21 protein-coding genes are annotated in these 22,257 nt (G+C 36.5%); all 21 read right to left on the reverse strand.

The window, feature by feature from the left end:
* Nucleotides 1-6 precede the first annotated feature (6 nt).
* Complete coding sequence (locus tag FCI53_RS00410) at nucleotides 7-267, reverse strand: stage V sporulation protein S (RefSeq protein ID WP_138414705.1); 261 nt, start codon at nucleotides 265-267, stop codon at nucleotides 7-9.
* Nucleotides 268-374: 107 nt separating this feature from the next.
* Nucleotides 375-1,172, reverse strand: a complete 798-nt coding sequence (locus FCI53_RS00415) for a TIGR00282 family metallophosphoesterase (protein ID WP_138414707.1) — start codon at nucleotides 1,170-1,172, stop codon at nucleotides 375-377.
* Nucleotides 1,173-1,957: 785 nt separating this feature from the next.
* On the reverse strand, nucleotides 1,958-3,520 hold the full coding sequence (rny, locus tag FCI53_RS00420) for a ribonuclease Y (RefSeq protein WP_138414709.1): 1,563 nt from the start codon (nucleotides 3,518-3,520) through the stop codon (nucleotides 1,958-1,960).
* 291 nt (nucleotides 3,521-3,811) lie between these two features.
* Complete coding sequence (gene recA / locus FCI53_RS00425; protein WP_138414711.1) at nucleotides 3,812-4,858, reverse strand: recombinase RecA; 1,047 nt, start codon at nucleotides 4,856-4,858, stop codon at nucleotides 3,812-3,814.
* 296 nt (nucleotides 4,859-5,154) lie between these two features.
* Nucleotides 5,155-6,417, reverse strand: a complete 1,263-nt coding sequence (locus FCI53_RS00430) for a competence/damage-inducible protein A (RefSeq protein ID WP_138414713.1) — start codon at nucleotides 6,415-6,417, stop codon at nucleotides 5,155-5,157.
* Entirely contained in the window at nucleotides 6,417-6,995 is a 579-nt protein-coding gene (pgsA, locus tag FCI53_RS00435) for a CDP-diacylglycerol--glycerol-3-phosphate 3-phosphatidyltransferase (protein ID WP_138414715.1), read from the reverse strand. The genes FCI53_RS00430 and pgsA overlap by 1 nt, the downstream gene beginning before the upstream one ends.
* 175 nt (nucleotides 6,996-7,170) lie before the next feature.
* Nucleotides 7,171-8,133 carry a RodZ domain-containing protein gene (locus FCI53_RS00440; protein ID WP_171038020.1) on the reverse strand — a complete coding sequence of 321 codons (963 nt, stop codon included), beginning with the start codon at nucleotides 8,131-8,133 and terminating at the stop codon, nucleotides 7,171-7,173.
* A gap of 18 nt (nucleotides 8,134-8,151) precedes the next feature.
* A complete protein-coding gene (locus tag FCI53_RS00445) occupies nucleotides 8,152-8,943 on the reverse strand; it encodes a YmfK family protein (RefSeq protein ID WP_138414719.1) in 792 nt (263 codons plus the stop codon).
* Between the two features lie 326 nt (nucleotides 8,944-9,269).
* Complete coding sequence (locus FCI53_RS00450) at nucleotides 9,270-9,530, reverse strand: DUF3243 domain-containing protein (protein WP_138414721.1); 261 nt, start codon at nucleotides 9,528-9,530, stop codon at nucleotides 9,270-9,272.
* 85 nt (nucleotides 9,531-9,615) lie between these two features.
* Nucleotides 9,616-10,332, reverse strand: a complete 717-nt coding sequence (gene ymfI, locus FCI53_RS00455) for an elongation factor P 5-aminopentanone reductase (protein ID WP_138414723.1) — start codon at nucleotides 10,330-10,332, stop codon at nucleotides 9,616-9,618.
* A gap of 4 nt (nucleotides 10,333-10,336) precedes the next feature.
* Entirely contained in the window at nucleotides 10,337-11,626 is a 1,290-nt protein-coding gene (gene yfmH, locus FCI53_RS00460; protein ID WP_138414725.1) for an EF-P 5-aminopentanol modification-associated protein YfmH, read from the reverse strand.
* Nucleotides 11,619-12,908 (reverse strand): EF-P 5-aminopentanol modification-associated protein YfmF, encoded by a 1,290-nt coding sequence (gene yfmF, locus FCI53_RS00465; protein WP_138414727.1) that lies wholly within the window; start codon nucleotides 12,906-12,908, stop codon nucleotides 11,619-11,621. Before yfmF ends, yfmH begins: the two co-directional genes overlap by 8 nt.
* A 146-nt stretch (nucleotides 12,909-13,054) precedes the next feature.
* On the reverse strand, nucleotides 13,055-15,376 hold the full coding sequence (locus FCI53_RS00470; RefSeq protein ID WP_138414729.1) for an FtsK/SpoIIIE family DNA translocase: 2,322 nt from the start codon (nucleotides 15,374-15,376) through the stop codon (nucleotides 13,055-13,057).
* Between the two features lie 158 nt (nucleotides 15,377-15,534).
* Complete coding sequence (locus tag FCI53_RS00475) at nucleotides 15,535-15,741, reverse strand: YlzJ-like family protein (protein WP_138414731.1); 207 nt, start codon at nucleotides 15,739-15,741, stop codon at nucleotides 15,535-15,537.
* Nucleotides 15,738-16,472, reverse strand: a complete 735-nt coding sequence (locus FCI53_RS00480) for a ClpP family protease (protein WP_138414733.1) — start codon at nucleotides 16,470-16,472, stop codon at nucleotides 15,738-15,740. Before FCI53_RS00480 ends, FCI53_RS00475 begins: the two co-directional genes overlap by 4 nt.
* A gap of 109 nt (nucleotides 16,473-16,581) precedes the next feature.
* On the reverse strand, nucleotides 16,582-17,451 hold the full coding sequence (dapA, locus tag FCI53_RS00485; protein ID WP_138414735.1) for a 4-hydroxy-tetrahydrodipicolinate synthase: 870 nt from the start codon (nucleotides 17,449-17,451) through the stop codon (nucleotides 16,582-16,584).
* Nucleotides 17,452-17,505: 54 nt separating this feature from the next.
* A complete protein-coding gene (dapG, locus tag FCI53_RS00490) occupies nucleotides 17,506-18,786 on the reverse strand; it encodes an aspartate kinase (protein WP_138414737.1) in 1,281 nt (426 codons plus the stop codon).
* Nucleotides 18,787-18,804: 18 nt separating this feature from the next.
* Entirely contained in the window at nucleotides 18,805-19,854 is a 1,050-nt protein-coding gene (gene asd, locus FCI53_RS00495; RefSeq protein WP_425457151.1) for an aspartate-semialdehyde dehydrogenase, read from the reverse strand.
* Between the two features lie 108 nt (nucleotides 19,855-19,962).
* Nucleotides 19,963-20,550, reverse strand: coding sequence for a dipicolinate synthase subunit B (locus tag FCI53_RS00500; protein ID WP_138414741.1), 588 nt, complete (start codon nucleotides 20,548-20,550; stop codon nucleotides 19,963-19,965).
* A 1-nt stretch (nucleotide 20,551) separates the two neighbouring features.
* Entirely contained in the window at nucleotides 20,552-21,448 is an 897-nt protein-coding gene (gene dpaA, locus FCI53_RS00505) for a dipicolinic acid synthetase subunit A (protein WP_138414743.1), read from the reverse strand.
* A gap of 477 nt (nucleotides 21,449-21,925) precedes the next feature.
* Nucleotides 21,926-22,156: a YlmC/YmxH family sporulation protein gene (locus tag FCI53_RS00510; protein WP_138414745.1), complete on the reverse strand. Its 231-nt coding sequence runs from the start codon at nucleotides 22,154-22,156 to the stop codon at nucleotides 21,926-21,928.
* Between the last annotated feature and the right edge of the window lie 101 nt (nucleotides 22,157-22,257).

A 22,257-nucleotide genomic window follows, 5' to 3' on the forward strand; every position in this document is an offset into this window, starting at 1 on the left:
AGTCGTTTACCTTGGTTCGACAATTAGTTTAATAGCTGTTCGTTCTTCATTATCAATCATAATATCTGTGAAAGCTGGGATGCAAACTAAATCAACTCCACTTGGTGCGACAAATCCTCTGGCAATGGCTACTGCTTTTACGCCCTGGTTTAATGCACCAGCACCAATAGCCTGAATTTCTGCTGAGCCACGTTCTCTTAATACATTCGCAAGTGCCCCTGCTACTGAATTAGGATTTGAGTTAGCTGAAACTTTTAATATGTCCATTCCTAGTACCTCCTTAGTTTACTAAAGTAGTTCCACTTTAACTATATTCTTGGAGATGATAGTTATTCCCTTTTATTATGAAGTAATTTTTCTAAAAATTCAAATAATCAGCCGAAAAACGGGTGATCATCGTTAATTAAAATTCGTTCGACTTTTTTTGCAATACCTGTTTTATGATCAAGGTCAACAACAACGCCATTAAGTTGTGTTCTTCCATTTTTAGTTACTTCAAATCGCACAGGTAAATTAGTTAAAAATCGTTTAATAACCGCCTCTCGATCCACTCCTAAAATACCATCATATGGCCCTGTCATTCCAACATCTGTAATGTATGCTGTTCCTTGTGGCAAAATACGTTCATCTGCTGTTTGTGTATGGGTATGTGTTCCAACAACCGCACTAACTCTTCCATCAAGATACCATCCCATTGCTTGCTTTTCACTAGTTGTTTCTGCATGAAAATCTACAAATATTAAGTTGGTTCTTTTTTTCGCTTGTTCTAACAATTCATCCATTTTTCTGAATGGATCATCTAACGCAGGCATAAAAGTTCGGCCTTGCATATTGATAACTGCGAGTTCGATTCCATTAGATTTCACAAACATCAATCCTCTACCAGGTGTCCCTTCAGGAAAGTTAGCTGGCCGAATCATAGAATTTGCATCATCAATAAATTCAAATATTTCTTTTTTATCCCAAGCATGATTCCCTAATGTTACTGCTTGTGCACCCCATTCCAAAAAATTTTTATAAATTTTTTCATTTATCCCTTTACCCGATGCTGCATTTTCTCCATTTATAATGGTTACATGTGGTTGGTATTTTTGTTTCAATTTTTTCAAATAATTTTGAACCATACTTCTTCCTGGAGAACCAACAACATCGCCTATAAATAATATTTTCATCTCGTTTATCCTCTCTACTATTCAAATTACGTTCAGTTTTACATATTTACTATAAAAAGTCAAAATACGCCAAAGCCTGATAAGACCAGGCTCTTTATGTAAAATTATTGTTTATTACACATACGCTATATTATACGACATAACTAACCTCTTACTTTCTTACATTCTGATTGTAATAAGTGCGAATATATCGTTCCGGCAGAATACTACGCTTTCCATGGGCACAGCCTCAGCTAACTGGGTAAAGAAAAGCCCTTTACCAAGTGGATCTTCGGCTCGTGCTGTTCCCATAGGACAAGGAACGCTTCGACAGCGAAACATCGCACGAAGAAAATCGGTTTATATTTTCGAGGAGTCTCCGTATTCTGCCTTCACTGATATAATTTTCTGATTAGTGATAGTTGTAATACTCTATAAATTTAAAATAGCGAATTTACTGCAAGGTTATGTAACAACATGCCAATAACATAGAAAAAGTATATTATTATATGGTTTTATAAAAGCACTATTAAACTTCATAGTACTAGAAAAAGCGGAGGAAATACACGGAGACTCCCGTGGGACTAGTGGCATCGGTGAGACCCCGCAGTGAGGTACGAACGAGGAGGCTCACCAGCCCCCCCACAGGAAAGCGTAGTGTATTTCCGCAGCGCCACTCTTCGCTCACCTTATTAAGAACGGCCGGAAATCTTGAGCAGTTATGTCGTATAATATAGCTTATATGCATGATCTACAAGTTATAAGAAAGCAGACTCAAACAAAAATAAAGCGGCGTTTACGCCGCTTTATTTCGCATATTCAACTGATCTTGTTTCACGAATAACCGTTACTTTAATATGACCAGGATAGTCTAACTCATCTTCAATTCGTTTTCGTATATCCCTAGCAATTTTAGCAGATGAGAGATCATCAATTTCGTCTGGTTTGACCATAATTCTTACCTCGCGACCAGCTTGGATCGCAAACGATTTCTCAACCCCATCATAGGATTCAGAGATTTCCTCTAGTTTCTCAAGGCGTTTAATATAGTTTTCTAATGTTTCACTTCTAGCACCTGGTCTTGCTGCCGATAGAGCATCAGCCGCTGCGACAAGTACTGCTATAACAGAGGTAGCCTCTTCGTCCCCATGATGAGAAGCAATAGCATTGATGACAATCGCATTTTCTTTATACTTGGTTGCCAACTCTTTACCGATTTCAACATGGCTACCTTCTACCTCATGGTCAATTGCTTTTCCGATATCGTGAAGCAAGCCAGCTCTCTTGGCAAGGTTCTGATCCTCACCTAACTCTGCAGCAAGTAAGCCTGATAAATACGCAACTTCCATGGAATGCTTTAACACATTTTGACCATAACTTGTACGATATTTTAATCGACCTAGTATTTTGACTAGATCTGGATGTAGACCATGCACACCAACTTCAAACGTTGTTTGTTCCCCAACTTCACGAATATATTCATCAACTTCGCGTCTTGATTTGTCAACCATTTCTTCGATACGTGCTGGATGAATACGTCCGTCTTGAACTAATTTTTCCAAAGCAATACGCGCTGTTTCTCTTCTTATCGGATCAAATCCTGACAAAATAACAGCTTCAGGTGTGTCATCGATAATTAAATCTATTCCTGTTAACGTCTCAAGGGTACGGATATTTCTACCCTCACGACCAATGATTCTACCTTTCATTTCGTCATTAGGAAGATTTACTACAGACACAGTTGTTTCAGCAACATGATCTGCTGCACAACGTTGAAGGGCAAGAGAAAGAATGTTTTTAGCCTTTTTATCTGCTTCTTCTTTCGCACGATTTTCCGCATCCTTAATCATAATAGCAGATTCATGGCTTACCTCTTTTTCTACACGTTCTAAAATAATTTGTCTAGCTTGGTCAGTAGTGTATCCAGAAATACGTTGTAGCTCAGCTTGCTGCTCGTCTAACATCGCTTCCACTTTGCTTTCCATTTCTTCAATTTGTTGTTGTTTTTCTGTTAGCGAACTGTCTTTCTTATCTAACATGAGCTCACGCTTGTCCAGTGTTTCATCTTTTCTGTCTAAATTTTCTTCTTTCTGCATCAAGCGGGTTTCTTGTTTTTGGATTTCTACTCGTCTCTCACGAAGTTCTTCATCTACCTGTTGACGAAGTTTGTGGTTCTCATCCTTAGCTTCAAGAAGTGCTTCTTTCTTGGCAGCATCTGCATTACGATGACCTTCTTCCACTATTTGCTGAGCTAATTGCTCTGCGCTAGAGATTTTTGCTTCAGCAATAGATTTACGAATCAGATAACCAACAACAATACCGACGATTAGGGTAAGCAAACTGGAGATGATTACTGTAACTAGATTCATGGTTTCACCTCCTCTTGCTATAAACTTGTACAATCATATAAAGTCGGCATGTACAGTTTCATAAAATAATTTTAAATAGATAAAATTGTATAATAAAGAATATAAAATTATACAACATTAATTTTAATCTTGTGCATAGCTAATGTCAAGGAAACGTCAAAATTATGTAGTTTTTTTAAAAATCCCTTCGAAAAATACTGTAACAGAGTAATAATCCAGTTGGTTTTGTCGAAAATAATTGTTACATACACAAAAATCCTTGCCAACATCGTTAGCAAGGATTTTATCAACTTATACATCTAGTGCTTCTTGATTATCTTTTTTTTCTTCATCAGATTGTTGGGCTTCTGTTTGATCCAAATCATAATGTTGTCTTATTGCGGTGTGAATTTCTTCAGCCATATCTTCATTTTCTAGTAAAAATTGTTTCGCATTTTCACGGCCTTGACCAAGTCGTTCACTATTATAAGAATACCAAGCACCACTTTTTTGAACAATATCTAAATCGGAGCCGATATCAATCAATTCACCTTGTTTAGATATCCCTTCCCCATACATAATATCAACTTCTGCTTGTTTAAATGGAGGGGCAACTTTATTTTTAACTATTTTAATTCTTGTTTTGTTACCGACCATTTCATTGCCTTGTTTCAATGTTTCTGCACGACGCACTTCCAATCTTACAGATGAGTAGAACTTAAGCGCTCTACCACCAGGAGTTGTTTCTGGGTTACCAAACATAACTCCAACTTTTTCACGAATTTGGTTAATAAAAATAGCTGTTGTCTTTGACTTGTTAATCGCACCTGATAATTTTCTTAATGCTTGTGACATAAGACGCGCTTGTAAACCAACATGGGCATCTCCCATTTCACCTTCAATTTCTGCTTTTGGTACAAGTGCTGCTACAGAATCGACTACGATCATATCGACAGCCCCACTGCGTACTAATGCCTCTGCGATCTCTAATGCCTGTTCCCCTGTATCAGGTTGTGAAAGTAATAGTTCATCTACATTCACTCCCAATTTACGTGCGTAAACAGGATCAAGTGCATGCTCTGCATCAATAAAAGCTGCTTGTCCGCCCTGCTTTTGTGCTTCTGCAATTGCATGTAATGAAACAGTCGTTTTACCAGAAGATTCTGGTCCGTATATCTCTACCACACGTCCTCTTGGATAACCACCTACACCTAATGCTACATCCAATGCTAATGAACCGCTAGGAACTGTCGCAATTTTTTGCTCTGCTTGTTCCCCTAATTTCATAATCGAACCTTTACCAAATTGTTTTTCTATTTGTTTTAACGCCATATCTAAAGCTTGTTTTCGATCGCTCACTCAATTACCTCCCTATATTAAACTACTACTATCATAACTTGTTTTTTGAGATTTAACAAGCTAAAAAGCGAATATCCGTTCCCTTTATTTGGAATGATATTCGCTTCAGAAAATTACATTTCAACATAAAAATGATTTAAAAAAATCATTTTTATGACATTTTGCGCACCGAAACTTCTTTTTCATATTTTTTCACTAGTACGTTTGAAGTGTTCATCAATACAATCATTTATCATTACGATTTAGTATACAATCGTACTTCGTAAATAATCATTTTATAACTTTTATTTAAACTGTTAGACCCATTTATTATCCATTTGACAAAATTGGTAGATTAATTCTAAGCCTTTTTTGACTGCTCGATTGCGAATTGCTTCGCGATCACCTTGGAAGTTAAACTTTTTAACTATGAGTTTTCCTGATTGATGATAAAGTCCAATAAATACAGTACCTACAGGTTGTTGTTCCACTTCACTTGGACCAGCAACACCTGTAAAGCTTATACCAATATCAGTATTTAACGTTTTTTGAACATTTTGTGCCATAAGTGTTGCACAAGCTTCACTGATCGTTCCATCTTGTATAATAATTTCTTTGGGGATATTTAGAATATTCTGTTTGACGTCCGTAGTATAACTAACAATTCCACCTTTACATACATTAGAAGCTCCACTAACAGAAACAAGTGTATCCGTGAATTTTCCTCCAGTTAGACTTTCTGCTGCCGCAATTGTCATGGAATTATGTTCAAGCATTTGTACGACCTTTTCTTGAATTACTTCTTCATCATATCCATAAAAATAATCTCCTACATGATTTTGCACTTTTGATTCTGCTTGATCCAACAATTGTAGTGCTTCAGTTTTTGTATTGGCTTTTGCAGTTAATCGAATGGCAACTTCACCTTCTGATGCTAATGGTGCAATCGTTGGGTTGTGTTGTGCATCAATAAGTGGTTTTAAGTGGTGCTCCAATTGTGATTCTCCAATTCCAATAAAACGTAACATTCGCGATTGGATAACTGCATTTAATTGTAATTTTTTATCTAGATAGGGTAGTACTTGATGGTCAGTGATAGCTTTCATCTCTCTTGGAACACCTGGCATAAACACCCAAAGCACTTGATTATATTCCACAATCATTCCCGGTGCCATACCCACATCATTTGCTAGAACATGGGCATCTTGAAACACAAGGGATTGTTTTCGATTATTAGGTGTCATATGACGGTTATTCTTTGTAAAGTATTCTGTAATTTTATCCAATGATCCTTGATGTTCTACTAATTGTTGTTGTGATAATCGTTGAAACGCTTCACGGGTTAAATCATCATCTGTAGGTCCTAATCCACCAGTAATAAATACAATATCTGACCGTTTTCCGGCTTGTTCAAGTGTGGCTGTAACTCGTTCAAGATTATCTCCAACAACAACATGATAATAAGTATTCATACCATAGTCTGCTAGACGCTTGGATAACCACTGTGCATTCGTATTTGCTATTTGACCAAGTAATAATTCTGTACCAACAGCAATAATCTCGGCTTTATATTTACTCATTATTTGGAATCCCTCATTACATGCCAATTTTTCACAAAATACTCATATCCAGAAATGACAGTAAAAGTTAATGCTAGATATAGCATGATCGTTGCAAACGGAAAATCAAAATAAGAAAACGGGAAGTTATGTAATAACAATGCAGCAATCGCAACAATTTGGAATACGGTTTTTAATTTCCCCAACTGGCCAGCAGCAAGAACTATCCCCTCACCAGCAGCCACAAGCCGCAGTCCTGTAACAGCAAACTCTCGACTTATAATAACAATAACTACCCATGCTGGTGCTAAGTCCATTTCAACCAATAAAATAAATGCAGCTGAAACAAGGAGTTTATCTGCCATGGGATCGAGAAACTTCCCTAAGTTTGTGACAAGGTTATATTTTCTAGCATAATAACCATCCACCCAATCTGTTGCAGAAGCGATAATAAACAATAATGCCGCCACAAAATGTGACACCGGTAGCTGTTGGTGTCCAATCTCCCATACTCCCCAATCAAATGGAATACTTAATAATACAATGAAAATTGGAATTAATAAAATGCGTGATATAGTAATTCGATTTGGAATATTCATACTGTTCCTCCCTAGATGTTATGATTTTCAACATCAAAATAATACAAAATTCAATCTAAATAGTAAAGAAAACTTCTCGACAGGCAAGCCTTCATGCGAAAACAGAAGCAACGTGCTAAAAAGATAAACCCTTCCCATCCAACGATGAAAAGGGCCTTTTATGACTCTGATGTTATTATGCATCAGTTTTTATATTTATCCAAACATTTTGAACTTCAGTAGGTGTTATTTCATCTGAGAGTTCTAATGGTTGATCATTAATCTTAATTGTAATCGAAGAAGGATTTCCGAATTTAAGATAAATTTGATCTTCTCCTGTCATATCAATTTCTTCTGGTGAGTTATCCCCTGTTAACAAATTGTAGTAAAAACTTTTACCTTTTCCATTTTCAATTTCTAACCAATTTTCACCAGTAGTAGTTAACTCAAGTGTAAGTTCTTCGTCTGTATTATAAAATTCATAAGTGGATTCCTCGTTTTCGTACTCTACAAGTTCTAATCCAGGTTCAGCTGGATCATCTGATTCTACTTGATCAGAGTCAATTTGCTCATTTGGTGCTTCAGAGTTATCCTCATCTTGATCTTGATCCGAAGTTATATTTTCTTCTTCTTCAAGAGCAGGATCATTTTCATCTTCGTTATTATTTCCTTCAGCATCTTCCTCATCAGGTAATTTTACTTGATCAGTTCCATTCTCAGTTTCTTCTTCAATTGATTGTGTTTGACCATCATCATTAAAGATATTCGTATCCTGTTTAAAATACCAAACCATAAATAAAATGCCTATAATCAGTAGAATAACAATGACAGTTGGTAAAAAGGATAAGATTGCTGGACTTCGTGTTGTTGCCGATTCTTTTCGACTGCGTTGTACTCTTGAATAACTTATCGCACTTTCGTCTTGAATGGCTGGAAGTTCATCCTTATGCTCTTCAAATAATTCATCAGGATCCAAGTCAACAGCCAGGGCATATTCTTTTATAAAAGCACGAACATAGAAATTCCCCGGCATGATATCCATTTTACCTTTTTCAATTGCTTGTAAATACCTAGTCTGAATTTTAGTTATCTTTTGTATATCTTCTAAAGTTAAATTTTTGGCTTCTCTAGCTTCTTTAAGTTTTGCTCCGATTTCCATCTTCAACACCATCCATTTTTAAAAATCAAACATGGAAAAACCGTTATCCTGCGACAAATTTGGTTTTTCAATTGGATCATATTTAATTTCTTCATCCTCTTCACGACGAAGTTCAATAATATAATCAAAGTCATCCATGGTATATTCCGTTTGTTGTACGAATATATCTGGATGTTCCACAACTTTAGTCGCGGGTAAACGCATTATTTCTCGAACTAGTTCCCAATGTTTTTCACTTGCTCGTCTTGTTGAGACAATCCCATCAATAATGTATAGATTGTCTTCATTATACTCATCTTGGATAAGTTGATTTCTTACTGTCTGTTTCAACAATGTACTAGAAACGAATAACCATCGTTTATTTGCACAAACACTAGCTGCAACAATTGATTCCGTTTTTCCCACACGTGGCATCCCTCTAATACCAATTAGTTTGTGCCCATCTGTCTTAAATAATTCGGCCATAAAATCAACTAATAGGCCTAATTCTTGTCGGACGAAGCGAAACGTTTTTTTATCATCTACATCACTATGTATATACCTACCATGACGGACGGCTAACCGATCCCGTAATTTAGGTTTTCTCATTTTTGTAATTTTTATTGTATCCATTGTATTTAAAATTGATTTCAAACGTGTAATCTGCTCTTCCGTTCTTGATAACAAAAGCATGCCGCGGCGCGAATGTTCGACACCGTTTATTGTGATGATATTTATCGATAACATTCCAAGTAATGAGGATATATCCCCTAGTAAACCTGGTCGGTTATATTGGATTTCATATTCAAGATACCATTCTGTCTTTTGCATCACAATCTCCCCCAAAAAAAGACATCGGTTTAACAAATCTCCTAGTTTCATCATAAATGATTTTGTTCGAATAGAAAAGGACAATATTTCCATTCTAACCATAAATTTACATTTTTGTTTGCTTTTTGCAACCTTTTTCATTTCTTTAATGCATATTATATGATTCGAATTAAACTCATCATTGTTTTAGGTTGAGAGGAGGACATCGCTATCGAAATAAACTACGCTTTCCGGTGCATTGGTGGATCTCATTAATATGTTACATAAACAAACCCTTGCTTTTGATAATAAAAAAGCAAGGGTTTGGGGCTTTGAACGGCTGTGGTTTAGCGACCTATACCTTCGTTTTGAACAAGTTTTACCATAATATTTGCTATAGCATGTTGTTCTTGTTCACTGGCAGCATTCCACATCTCACGTAATACAGCCTCTTGATCGTTTTTAGCTTCTACTTGATTAGAAAGGTAACCACCGATTTCATAAGCCAATTCAGAGATAGCTTGTTGACTCATTCCTTGGCCTTGAGCTTGATGTAAGCGATCCCCAAGAAAGTCTTTCCATGATTCAAAATTATCAAGAACTGACATATCTATTCCTCCTTCATTTAACTTACAGTTGTAGCATTTGAAATAAACTAAAAGTTTATACATGGAGGAAAATGAATGTTTCTCACTACCAAGAGCCAGTTACATTGACTATTTCACCTTGAATATATTTGGATCGTTCATCTAAAAGAAAGGCCACAACATGCGCTACTTCATTAGGTTTTCCTGCTCTGTTAATCGGTATTTGTGAGATGATGTCATTCTTTTCTATCTCTGACAAATTATGATTCATCTTTGTATCAATGAAGCCGGGACTAACTGCATTAACAGAAATACCACTACCTGCTAATTCTTTTGCCAAAGCTTTAACAAATGTGTTTTGTGCGCCTTTTACAGACGAATAGACCACTTCACAACTTGCCCCAACTTCTCCCCAAATCGATGTAACTAAGATGATATTCCCACTTTGATTACGAACCATATCTGGAATAACATGTTTGGTAATCATCCATGGTGCCTTCACATGTAAAGCAATCATCTCATCCATCAAGGTTTCACTAGTATCCTGAAACAAACCATAATCACTTTGTCCGCTCGTAAAAACAATATTTTCTATTGGAAAATTAAATTGATTAATGAATGTGTGAATACCCTCATTAGTACTTAGATCACCTTTCACAACACCTAATAGAGACTCTTCTGGTAATTGGGAGACAAGCTTCTTTATTTCCGCTTCATTACGATGATAATGAAGTAATACATCATAACCTTCTGTAACTAGTCGATGAGCAATCGCTTGACCTATTTCACCGCTTGCTCCAATAATTAAACAACTTGTTCGCATCGATTCACTCATTAGATGGAAGCACTTGACAAACAGCAATTCTGTCTTCATCAATCCAATTTTCAATAAACTGGTTTGCTTGTTCGGTTGTTAGTGCTTCAATCGTAGGTAGTATGTCAAAAAGGTCTATTCCAAGTAAATTGTAATGAATAAATTGATTGGAAATAAACTCTAAAGAATTTAATGCACGCAGAAACTCTCCAATTTTTTTTCGTTTCATCCTTTCAAAATCCTGTTCACTAAGCGGATTATCTTTTAGTTTCAATAACATCGCTGTTATTTCATCAGCTAAACGGTCTGGTTCTGATGTATTACCACCTAATATGGAAAAACCAAAATTTTTCTCCAAATGTGTCTCTGATTGGAAACTAGTATCGATTAAATCTTGTTCATATAATTTTTGATAAAATTCACCACTTTTTGAAAAGAAATGATCTAATATCATATCAGATAACAAATCCTTTCGTAAAAACTCTTCCTTATCGCGGTGGTCCATTGACTCTTTTAATCCAACCATACATTTAGAAATAGACACAGGCATTTCAATTACATGTTTCTTTTTAGCTACATGATTCGGTTCTTCAGGAAAAGAACGCTCGATCGTAGACATTTCTGGAAACTGTTTACCTGCTTGATTCTCTTTAACCAGTGCCATCATTTCCTCTACATCAAAATTCCCAGCCACAAACAACGTCATATTAGATGGGTGATAAAACGTGTTATAGCATGTGTACAAGTCATCTTTGGTGATTTTATCAATTGATTCAACTGTTCCTGCAATATCAATTTGAACTGGATGGTTTTGATACAAACTACCAATTGTACCAAAGAAAGATCTCCAGTCAGGTTGATCATCATACATGCGAATTTCTTGCCCAATAATTCCTTTTTCTTTCTCAACTGATTGTTCCGAAAAATATGGATCTTGGACAAAATCTAACAATGTTTTGACATTTTCTTTTATTTCACTCGTGGACGAAAATAAATAAGCTGTTTTCGTGAATGATGTAAAGGCATTTGCAGAAGCACCACGTTTGGTAAAGTCTTGAAACACATCACGATCTTCTTTTTCAAATAACTTATGCTCTAAAAAGTGGGCAATTCCATCTGGAACTTGAGTAAAATCATTCTCCCCAATCGGTACAAAATGGTTATCAATCGAACCATAATCAGTAGAAAAAATTCCAAATGTTTTTGCCATTTCAGGTTTTGGAAGTAGAAATACACGTAGCCCATTATCAAGTGTTTCGGAATAAAGGGTTTCTTTCAATTGTTCATATACTTTTTTATTCATCACTACTTCCTCCTTTTTCCGTTAAAAAGTAAATCGTATCTAATGCAATTTTATTGGCAACTTTTAGAACATCCTTCTTGGTTACTTTTTTAACACCTTCCATTAAGTCGTCTGGTGGTAATGGATGATCGGTTAAAATTTGGTGGTATAACACCTCAATTAACCCTTGTGGATGATCGGTTGTTTCTTGTAATTGGTTGACAACCATATTTTTCGTTTCATCTATTTGTTCGTCGGTAAAGTCACCTTTTTTCATTGCTTCCATTTGTTCTAAGATAATGTCTTTTGCTTGCTTATAATCACTTGGAGCAATACCACTAAAGACAAACAGTAACCCCTTATGACTTTCAAATCGAGATGCCGCATAATAAGCAAGGCTATGTTTCTCGCGCACATTCATAAATAATTTTGAACTAGGGAAGCCACCAAAGATCCCGTTAAATACTTGCAAGGCAAAATAATCTGGATCACTAAAACGAATATTCGTTCTAAATCCAAGGTGTAATTTAGCTTGTTGGACATTTTGTTCATCCGTAACTTGGTTTACTTCATTTATATTTTTAACTGGTTGTTCTGTCGTATCGACCGAAACTGGTGTATGTTCTCTTGATAAATTTTTGGTTACTTGTTGTTGAATATCTGATGAGTCAACGTCACCAAGCACATAGATATCTAATTGATCTTCGACTAATAAGCGTTGATAATAAGTAAACAAATTTTGTTCGTCGATCTTATCTAAATCTTCTGGATAGCCATGAACATGAAGACGATATGGTTCATCACTACACATTTCATCGATTAATCGCATATTCGCATAACTCATCTTATCATCAATAATCGAATCCATTTTTTGTTTTAATGTTTGTTTTTCTCGACCTACTATCTTTTGATCAAATGCATTATTATCTGATTTCGGATGGAATAATAGTTCATTCAGTAAGGCAAAAGCCTCCGCGATTACTGGTTGTTTGGATGACAAATAATTTTCATTAGCGACTTCCATACGTACAGTTATGATATGGTTGTCACCCTTTTTTGAACTATTGATATTAAGTACGGCACCATATAAATCGTCTAAAGCTGTCCTAAGTTCTCTTTCACTTGGATATTTCCTTGTGCCTTTTTGTAATACATATGGTATTAAGGCGCGTTGGGTGATCGTTTCCCGCTGTAATGGCGCTTTAAATTTAGCCACAATATTAATTGTTTTATATTTTTTACTTGGAATAACATGTAAATTATATCCGCCTGCAGACATAGTGTCCTCATTAATTGATTGCATGGACATCCTCCCTATATTTGTTTTATGTAACATTAGCATTTCTAAGTTAACCTTGTACTATCCACCTCATTTACATGAAAGGACTTAATGCATAGTATAACGCAAAATTAAACCTGGTAACAATTACCAGGTTTAATTAAATTTCCTTATGAAGTTTTTTCTTCGGTGGTAGTTTCCGAGACTAATACAGTTCTTGGCTTACTACCTTCATATGGGCCTACAATCCCACGTTCTTCCATGGCGTCAATTAATCTAGCTGCGCGTGTGTATCCAATTCGGAATCTTCTTTGTAACATGGAAACACTTGCACTTTGCATTTCAATAATCATTTGTACTGCATCATCAAATAGATCGTCATCGACTTCACTCTTAACCTCTGTTTCTTCTTCTGGTATCATTTCATCTTGATATTGTGCTTTTTGTTGTTCCACACAATGATCAACAATACGTTCAACCTCATCATCCGATAAAAATGCCCCTTGAATTCTCGTTGGCTTAGAGGATCCTACTGGAATAAATAACATATCTCCTCGACCTAAAAGTTTCTCCGCACCACCAGAATCTAAAATCGTTCTTGAGTCTGTAGCAGATGAAACACTAAATGCTATACGAGAAGGAATATTAGCTTTGATGACACCAGTAATAACATCTACTGAAGGACGTTGGGTTGCAATAATTAAATGTATACCTGCCGCTCTTGCCATTTGTGCTAACCGGGTAATCGCATCTTCCACTTCGTTAGAAGCAACCATCATAAGATCTGCTAATTCATCAACAAGCACGACGACATATGGTAATAATGCGTGATTTTCTCCTTCTGTAGCATTCACCCGTTTAACATGTTCATTGTATCCCTCAATATTCCTTGTCCCAGTATCTGAAAATAAATCATAGCGACGTTCCATTTCTGATACCACTTTCTTCAGAGCTCTAGAAGCTTTCTTAGGATCTGTTACCACAGGGGCTAACAGATGTGGAATGCCATTATAGATATTCAGTTCTACCTTTTTTGGGTCAATCATCATCATTTTTACCTCATGTGGTTTGGCACGCATCAAAATACTTGTAATAATTCCATTGACACAAACACTTTTACCACTACCAGTTGCCCCTGCAACTAATAAGTGTGGCATTTTGTTCAACTCTGCCATTACTGCTTCACCAGAAATATCCCTTCCCAAAACAAAGGATAGTTTTGAACCTTTTTGTGCTTGTTTCGTATCTAACACTTCCCTTAAGGAAACCGTTGCAATCTCTTGATTTGGCACTTCTATACCTACCGCAGATTTGCCAGGGATCGGTGCTTCGATCCGAATATCCTTGGCAGCTAATGCTAATGCTAAATCATCATGTAAATTAACAATTTTACTAACTTTCACCCCAACATCAGGATATACTTCATATTTCGTAACAGCTGGTCCTACATGTACCTTGGTAACCCTAGCTTTCACGCCAAAGCTATGAAAGGTTCGTTCAAGCTTCCGTACGATAGCCTGAATCTGACCCTTTTCTTGATGTTGCGCATTTTGTTGTGGTTCGATTAACAAATCCATAGAAGGTAGTTGATAATCGACATTTTCTGTTTCTGTCATCGGTAATGATTCGGAGAGTTCTGTTTCTTCGTGTTGCTCTCCTTCATCCTCTGTTTTGTTATTCGTACTTTCTTGTGTTGTTGGAGGTGTTTCATTGTTTGGCTCGGTATTATCAACTGAATAAGCAATATCAGGAAAATCATTAATTTCAGGTTCTTCTATCACTTGTTCTATATTACTTGTTTCTTTTTCTGATGTGTGAATGATTGGTGTATTTGCTTCCTCTTGTTTTTGTTGTTTTTTCATGTCTCGATGTTGCTTCCAGCGTTCTTTCTGATCTTTTAATGTTGTTTTAATGTTTTTGGCTACTTTTTCTATTAAATCCCCAATGGACAACTCCGTAACAAATATTAGACCAATGATAACGGTAAATAATGAAACAAATTTCGCTCCCGCAGATGAAAATAAATAGTAACTAAATGCAAACAAAATTGCTCCCGACATACCGCCACCAATAGTGACAGAGGAAACATCACCATCATAAAAGGCCATTAAATGACTCCAAGTCGTTTTAATAATCGATGGATTTAGCGAATTTAGTAGAATTCCTTCAAATGTTTGTATATGTGTGTAAAGCAATATTCCAACAAAAATGATATAAACACCTATTAAACGTTTATTAAATAATAGAGGAACTTGCCTTTTTATCATTAAATAAATTCCTAACACAAATAAAAAAATAGAAGCGACAAAATACCATATACCAAATAATAGCCGAAACAGATTTTCTAGTATACTTGGTATCGCTCCTTCACTTATTGCACTTGCCCCGCTTCCAAATACAGCAAGAAAGATAAATAATAAACCGAGCAGCTCATATCTCACCTGTGATTTTAGTTGTTGTTGTTTCTTTTTCCTTTTTCGTTTTTTTGCCATTTGTATCACCTCTGTGAAAGATCAGAAGAAGGTTAACTTGATTAGATAAACCCTCGTCATATGTTGACAAGGGTTTATCATTAACGTAATCATACCCATTTTCTTTAGTATATCACAGAGTTAACAAGAATTGGCAAATGATTACCGTGTGCCTAATATCATTTAATGATCTCACCAGGTGTAAAAGCCGAATTTAAATAATCCTGTGGATCTGTCGAGAGTAATTGTACAACCCGGTAACTGCCATCATCCAACCGTTCAGCTTGAACCATTCGCCCGTTCACTTGAATGGTTTGACAACTATCATAGCTTGTTTGTTCGGTTGGGAAAATATCTTGTTCACTAAGAGGTGTATAAAGGATCATTGAAGCATCGTCTCCTCACCGTCTTTATTTTCTTTGATTAGATCATTTAATTTTTCCATTGCTTCCTTTACCCCACCTATTGCATCAATCAATCCATATTCAACAGCATCCGTACCGATTACATTCGTCCCAATATCACGTGTTAAGTTTCCTTTATCAAACATTAACTCCTTAAATTTTTCTTCTTTAATATCGGAATGCTCGGTAACGAATTGAATAACTCTTTCCTGCATTTTATCAATATATTCAAATGTTTGTGGTACACCAATCACTAAGCCTGTTAATCGTACTGGGTGAATGGTCATTGTTGCAGTGGGAGCAATAAACGAATAATTAGCTGATGTAGCGATCGGCACACCTATCGAATGGCCTCCCCCTAAAACGATTGAAACAGTTGGTTTGGATAGCGATGCTAACATTTCTGATAAAGCTAACCCTGCTTCCACATCGCCACCTACTGTATTAAGTAAAACTATAACGCCTTCAATTTTTGGATTTTGTTCAATTGCAATGATTTGAGGTATCAAATGTTCGTATTTCGTTGTCTTATTTTGAGGGGGTAATTGGACATGCCCTTCAATTTGACCAATAACCGATAACACATGAATATTTGAATCAGGTGCTGTTGGTACAGATGACTGCCCTAATTGTTGAATTTTTTGTACTATTGATGATGATCCTGATTGATCCTGATTTTGATCATCTTTATTTGGTAACTGTTTATCTGACATCGTTCAAAACTCCTTTCTTATCCATATTACTAGTATGAACAAAGAATAAAGATACATACAGGTGATAGTAAAGTATGTAAAAAAAAACGATGACCTAATGGCCATCGTTTTATCGATTTTCCAATATTTGCTCTAAAGTCTTTCGTTGTTCAAATGAAAGGGGAACAAGTGGCAATCGAACATCACCAACATTAATCCCTTTCAATTGTAATGCTTCCTTAACAGGAGTAGGTGAGGGTGACAAAAACATTGCATTCATAATAGGTAAAAGTTCTCGATGTATTTTTGCTGCTGTTTTTACATCCCCTACTTCAAAGGCTTCAATCATTTGCTTCATTTCGTCACCAATTACATGGGCAGCAACTGAAACAACGCCATCGCCACCGACAGACAGAATCGGTAGTGTCAAACTATCGTCCCCACTATAAACCGTAAATCCTTCATCTGTTCGTTCAATGATTTCCGATACAGCATCTAGGTCACCACTAGATTCTTTAATAGAAACAATGTTCGAAACTTGTGATAACTGTACAACGGTATCTACTGACATTTGTACGGCGGTTCGACTTGGTATGTTATATAACATAATTGGAAGTTTAGTTTCATTAGCGATCGCTGTAAAATGTTCAAGCAACCCTTGCTGACTAGGTTTATTATAATACGGATTTACTAATAAGGATGCATCTACCCCTGTTTTTTCCGCCTCTTTTGTAAAAGCAATCGAATCTTTTGTGTTGTTATCTCCAGTACCAGCAATAACAGGTACCCGTTTATCTACGACTTTAACAACATGCTCAAACAACTGCAATCTTTCTTTAAGCGAAAGTGTAGGAGATTCCCCAGTTGTACCAGATATGACCAAACCATCAGATCCATGATCGATTAAATAGTTGACCAACTCAGTTGTTCTATTAAAATCGATATGTTGGTCTTGATCAAATGGGGTTACCATAGCTGTTAGTACTTTCCCAAAATTCATGATGAAGTAGTCTCCTTTCATCTGCAACTTTAAACATCACATACAAACAATAGGTTACACGTTAAGATGATTGAACGGCTCATCATCCTCCTTCAAACTTAGATGATTTGCCATTCCACCTAATTGAAAGGCTCGATGAAGATCATTTACAGCTTTTTCAACATCTTGTTCATGAATAAGCACCCAAATGGTTGTATGACTGTCAGCTGACTGTAAAATTTGAATACCAGCATCTGTTAGTGTTTGCACTATTTTAGCAGTTACACCTGGTATTCCTGTCATACCTGCACCAATAACGGAAACTTTTGCACATTGTTTTGTTAATTCTGGTTGTAATCCAAGTGCTTGGAGTAACGCTACTGCTTGGTTAGTAAATGTTTCAGGAATCGTATAGATAACCCCAGTTGGAGAAATGTTAATAAAGTCGATAGAAATACCTGCTTCGGCCATTGCTTTAAATACTTTTGAATGTAGCTGATATGCTTTTTGATTATCATTTACCTTGATTTGTGTGATACCAGACATATGCGCAATTCCCGTCACAAGACGGTCCGACATTGGTTGAAGTGGTCCTTTCAGTTCGGATGATGCTTGATCCGTTACAAGCGTTCCTTCATCTTTAGTTTCTGTTGAGCGAACGCGTATAGGAACCTTTGCACCTTGTGCAATCTCAACTGCTCTTGGATGGATCACCTTTGCACCTTGGTAAGCAAGATGACACATTTCTGCATAGGTAACGGTTTTTAAGGCTTGCGCAGACTGAACTAGACGTGGATCTGCGGTCATTATACCATCAACATCCGTAAACACATCGATGAAATCAGCAGATAATGCCACACCAAGTGCAGCTGCTGATGTGTCACTGCCTCCTCGACCGATTGTTGTGATCTCGCCACTAGTTGTCTTCCCTTGAAATCCAGCAACAACGACAACATCGTGTTGTTCTAATTCTTGATAGATACGATCTACTTTGATAGTTTTGATTTTAGCTTCAGTAAAGTCTTCATTCGTGATCAGGCCAGCTTGTGCCCCTGTTAATCCTAAAGCAGAAATCCCATCCCTATTTAATTCATGGGAGAGAACAACGGATGAAATGGTTTCTCCACATGATAGTAGTAAATCTTGTTCCCTTGGACTAACCTTACCTTCAGGATACTCAATCAACTCTAGTAGGGAGTCTGTTGCATAAGGGGCAGGGTACCTTCCCATGGCTGATACAACAACCACCACTTTATAGCCCTCACTAATTGCCTGACTTATATGGTTTATCGCGTGTTGTCTTGAGCTTTTATCTTTTACAGATGTTCCACCAAATTTCTGAACTAAAATCTTCATGTTGTTGACACCTCGAAGTTAGATCAATTTATTTTTAACAAGTGCCTCTGCAATTTGAACAGAATTCCATGCTGCTCCTTTTAGAAGGTTATCAGAAACAACCCATAAGTGGAAACCTTTTGGATTATCAAGATCCTTTCTTACTCTACCAACAAATACATCACTTTTTCCAGCAGCGCTTAATGGTGTTGGATAGGTTTGTGTAGATGGGTCATCCTCTAATACGATACCATCTGCATTGCTTAATGCTTGTTGAATGTCTGCCACTTGTACGTCGTCCTTATCAATTTCCACATACACACTTTCCGCATGAGATGTGAAGAAAGGTAATCGTACACAAGTTGCTGCTACTGGTAGTGTAGGAGCATGCATGATTTTCTTCGTTTCATTTATCATTTTCATTTCCTCAAACGTATAGCCATTATCTTGGAATACATCGATTTGAGGCAATGCGTTAAAAGCAATTGGATAATGATTTTTATCACCTGCAACAGGCAATAATTCAGGTTTTAATTCTTCCCCATCTAAGAAATCCTGTGTTTGGCTTCTTAATTCCTCTGTTGCAGCATTCCCTGCTCCAGATACAGCTTGATAAGTGGACACAATCACCTTAGAAAGTCCATATTGTTCTTGAATTGGCTTAAGAGCTGCAACCATTTGAATTGTGGAGCAGTTTGGATTTGCGATTATCCCATTATGTTCTTTTATATCTTCTTCGTTTACCTCAGGAACGACTAGTGGGACATTTTCATCCATACGAAAAGCGCTCGTATTATCAACCACAACTGCTCCACGTTTCACTGCCTCATCTGCTAGTTTTTTAGAGACAGATCCTCCTGCGGAAAACAATGCAACTTGGATACCTTCAAAACTTTCAGGCGTTGCTTCTTGTACGGTATATGTTTCCCCTTTGAAATTTAGTTTTGTACCTGCAGAACGACTTGAGGAAAGTAAGCTTAATTGCTTGATTGGAAAATTCTTATTTTCTAAAGTTTCTAACATTTTTTGACCTACTGCACCTGTTGCACCGACTACTGCTACATTATACCCTTGTTGATTTGCCATCATTATTTCTCCTCTCAAAATTTTCTTACTAGTTAACATCCTATACTAGCTTAAAAAGATTATCAATCTATATTTTAACATACTAGTAAGATATTGAAAGGATCTAACATGTTAGTTTCGTTCAATTAAGACTGGTTGTAGTTGTTTAAACTCTAATGCATGTTCAATTGTTTTTGGGATTAGCGTCATATCTGATACGAGAGAATTTGGTTTTTTTATTGGATCGTCCTGGCCATATGGCACAAAGTACATGAGCTTGGTTGACATTAACCGCATTAAGTTCGTGCCATTTAATCCTAATGCGTCATTCGTCGAAATAGCTAACACAATCGGATTACCATTACGCATCGTTGCCTTCGTTGCCATTAACACCGGGCTATCAGAAATCGCATTCGCCAACCGACTCATCGAATTACCTGTAAGTGGTGCAAGCACCATACAATCTAGTGGCTCTATTGGACCAAGAGGTTCTGCATCAACGATGGTAGTGATTGGCTCTCTACCAGTTATATCCTTTATTTTTTGCAGGTGATCTTTTGCTTTACCAAATTTGGTATCTGTTGTTTGTACGGTATAAGAAACAACAGGAACGACTTCTGCTCCCAATTCAATCAACTTTTCAATTTGCGGAAAAACATCATCATAGGTGCAGTGTGACCCTGTTATTCCAAATCCGATTTTTTTACCTTTTAAAGACATGTTATTTTTTCCTCCCCTGAAACGCTTCTCTTAAAATTTGTTCAATAACAATGCCTAGAATTTCGCCAGCAGTTTTTGGTGCTACCATCCCTGGTAAACCGAGAGAATGTAATGCGTTTATCCCTCTTTTCTTTGCATAGTCAAAATCAACACCACCAGGTTTGGAAGCTAAATCAATAATTAATGTGTGTGATTGCATCGGTTTAATCGCCTCATCATCGACTACTAATGATGGAACAGTATTGATTAAGATGTCACAGTTTGGAGTATATGCAGTTAACTCACTAATGTGAAATGCCTTTAATCCCATTTCATTTGCTCTCGCGATATCCTCTTTTTTTCTTGCTCCAACAATGACCTCTGCCCCTAGTCCAGAGAATTTACTTGCGACACTTAATCCAACTCTTCCTAACCCGAGAACAATAACTTTAGATGAGTGGATAGTAAAGTCTGTATTTTGAATTGCAATCATTATTGTCCCTTCAACAGTTGGAATCGAATTATAGATTGCCACATCATTTCGGTTCATAAGGGGCACTAATTGAAGATTTGCTTCTTTCACACAGTTTGTTAAATACTCGGTTGCGATCCCGCTAAATACAAGACAATGACTTGGTAATTTTTTAAACCAATCAACAGTTAATTTTATATTTTTATCAGAAAAGACTGTTTCAATATACCCATCTTTATTAATACCTGGAATAGGCAAGATGACTGCATCAAGGTCGGTAACTTGTAAATCTTCTAATTCCACTTGTTTAACGTCCGTAAATCCTTGATTTAATTGATTAAATCCTACTAACTGAATAGTTAAATCGGATGATCTAGATAAATTTTTGATCATCTCTAAATACCTAGCATCACCGCCTAATACAGCTATATTTTTCGTTCGTACCATTTTTTCACCTCACCTGGTGTAATCACTTTTCTTTGTTATTTTATGATACATTCACTAGTTAGTGATTATTTGCATGAAAAAAATCTGCCACGAATGGCAGATTTTTTTAGAGTTATATTTCTTGTTTTTTAAAAGGGCATAGTTACAAAACACCCTTTTCAAAATCCTACGAAAAAGTTAGTGCAAAAGAACACACTTTGCTTTCTAACTCTAATTGAAACCAGATTCATTGCTTCAGCAGAATACTCCGTTTCATATAGACGAAGTTATCATCAGCCTCTAGATCTGCTGTGAAGTGGTAATCAGCACATATTTATGAGCTAAATGTGCCCTGGATTTACTCTGAAGTGTGAAATCAGTACACGAATACGTGCTAAACGTGCCCTGGACTGTTAAAAGCATAAAACTAATACAGGTTATTGCACATCATATAGCTACTGTGTACAACCTTGTAGTAGATCATAAAGGCAATTCCAGCTATGATTCGATGATTATCATATCATCACCAATTGTTTTTATATCCTTCCAATTAATTCTGGTGCTATCCCCTTCACGTTTCATTCCAAACCAACTATAATTTGGGACAATAAACGATTCAATTTGTCCAGTTTTTTCGTTTAGTTCAAGATCCGTTTGCCCTAATACACCTAATCGTGTCCCGCTTTTGACATTAACAATTTCTTTTCCACTAAGATCTTTATATCGCAATCCAACCCCTCCATTAGGAAATATTTATCATTATCTACCCGCCAAAAACGCAATCAGATTCTACTAGTATATTATGCACTCATAAAACAACCTATGAGTAA

This window comes from Aquibacillus sediminis, assembly GCF_005870085.1.
GTDB lineage: Bacteria > Bacillota > Bacilli > Bacillales > Amphibacillaceae > Aquibacillus_E > Aquibacillus_E sediminis.

Excerpts from the sequence above, each read along its gene's own strand:
- dapA (WP_138414735.1), bottom strand. The coding sequence starts at position 17,451 with ATGAATTTTGGGAAAGTACTAACAGCTATGGTAACCCCATTTGATCAA.
- FCI53_RS00445 (WP_138414719.1), bottom strand. The coding sequence starts at position 8,943 with ATGCAAAAGACAGAATGGTATCTTGAATATGAAATCCAATATAACCGA.
- FCI53_RS00470 (WP_138414729.1), bottom strand. The coding sequence starts at position 15,376 with ATGGCAAAAAAACGAAAAAGGAAAAAGAAACAACAACAACTAAAATCA.
- FCI53_RS00480 (WP_138414733.1), bottom strand. The coding sequence starts at position 16,472 with ATGTCAGATAAACAGTTACCAAATAAAGATGATCAAAATCAGGATCAA.
- FCI53_RS00430 (WP_138414713.1), bottom strand. The coding sequence starts at position 6,417 with ATGAGTAAATATAAAGCCGAGATTATTGCTGTTGGTACAGAATTATTA.
- FCI53_RS00415 (WP_138414707.1), bottom strand. The coding sequence starts at position 1,172 with ATGAAAATATTATTTATAGGCGATGTTGTTGGTTCTCCAGGAAGAAGT.
- FCI53_RS00450 (WP_138414721.1), bottom strand. The coding sequence starts at position 9,530 with ATGTCAGTTCTTGATAATTTTGAATCATGGAAAGACTTTCTTGGGGAT.
- dpaA (WP_138414743.1), bottom strand. The coding sequence starts at position 21,448 with ATGGTACGAACGAAAAATATAGCTGTATTAGGCGGTGATGCTAGGTAT.
- pgsA (WP_138414715.1), bottom strand. The coding sequence starts at position 6,995 with ATGAATATTCCAAATCGAATTACTATATCACGCATTTTATTAATTCCA.
- FCI53_RS00410 (WP_138414705.1), bottom strand. The coding sequence starts at position 267 with ATGGACATATTAAAAGTTTCAGCTAACTCAAATCCTAATTCAGTAGCA.
- FCI53_RS00475 (WP_138414731.1), bottom strand. The coding sequence starts at position 15,741 with ATGATCCTTTATACACCTCTTAGTGAACAAGATATTTTCCCAACCGAA.
- yfmH (WP_138414725.1), bottom strand. The coding sequence starts at position 11,626 with ATGAATAAAAAAGTATATGAACAATTGAAAGAAACCCTTTATTCCGAA.
- asd (WP_425457151.1), bottom strand. The coding sequence starts at position 19,854 with ATGATGGCAAATCAACAAGGGTATAATGTAGCAGTAGTCGGTGCAACA.
- FCI53_RS00500 (WP_138414741.1), bottom strand. The coding sequence starts at position 20,550 with ATGTCTTTAAAAGGTAAAAAAATCGGATTTGGAATAACAGGGTCACAC.
- ymfI (WP_138414723.1), bottom strand. The coding sequence starts at position 10,332 with ATGCGAACAAGTTGTTTAATTATTGGAGCAAGCGGTGAAATAGGTCAA.
- rny (WP_138414709.1), bottom strand. The coding sequence starts at position 3,520 with ATGAATCTAGTTACAGTAATCATCTCCAGTTTGCTTACCCTAATCGTC.
- FCI53_RS00440 (WP_171038020.1), bottom strand. The coding sequence starts at position 8,133 with ATGGAAATCGGAGCAAAACTTAAAGAAGCTAGAGAAGCCAAAAATTTA.
- dapG (WP_138414737.1), bottom strand. The coding sequence starts at position 18,786 with ATGAAGATTTTAGTTCAGAAATTTGGTGGAACATCTGTAAAAGATAAA.
- yfmF (WP_138414727.1), bottom strand. The coding sequence starts at position 12,908 with ATGCAATCAATTAATGAGGACACTATGTCTGCAGGCGGATATAATTTA.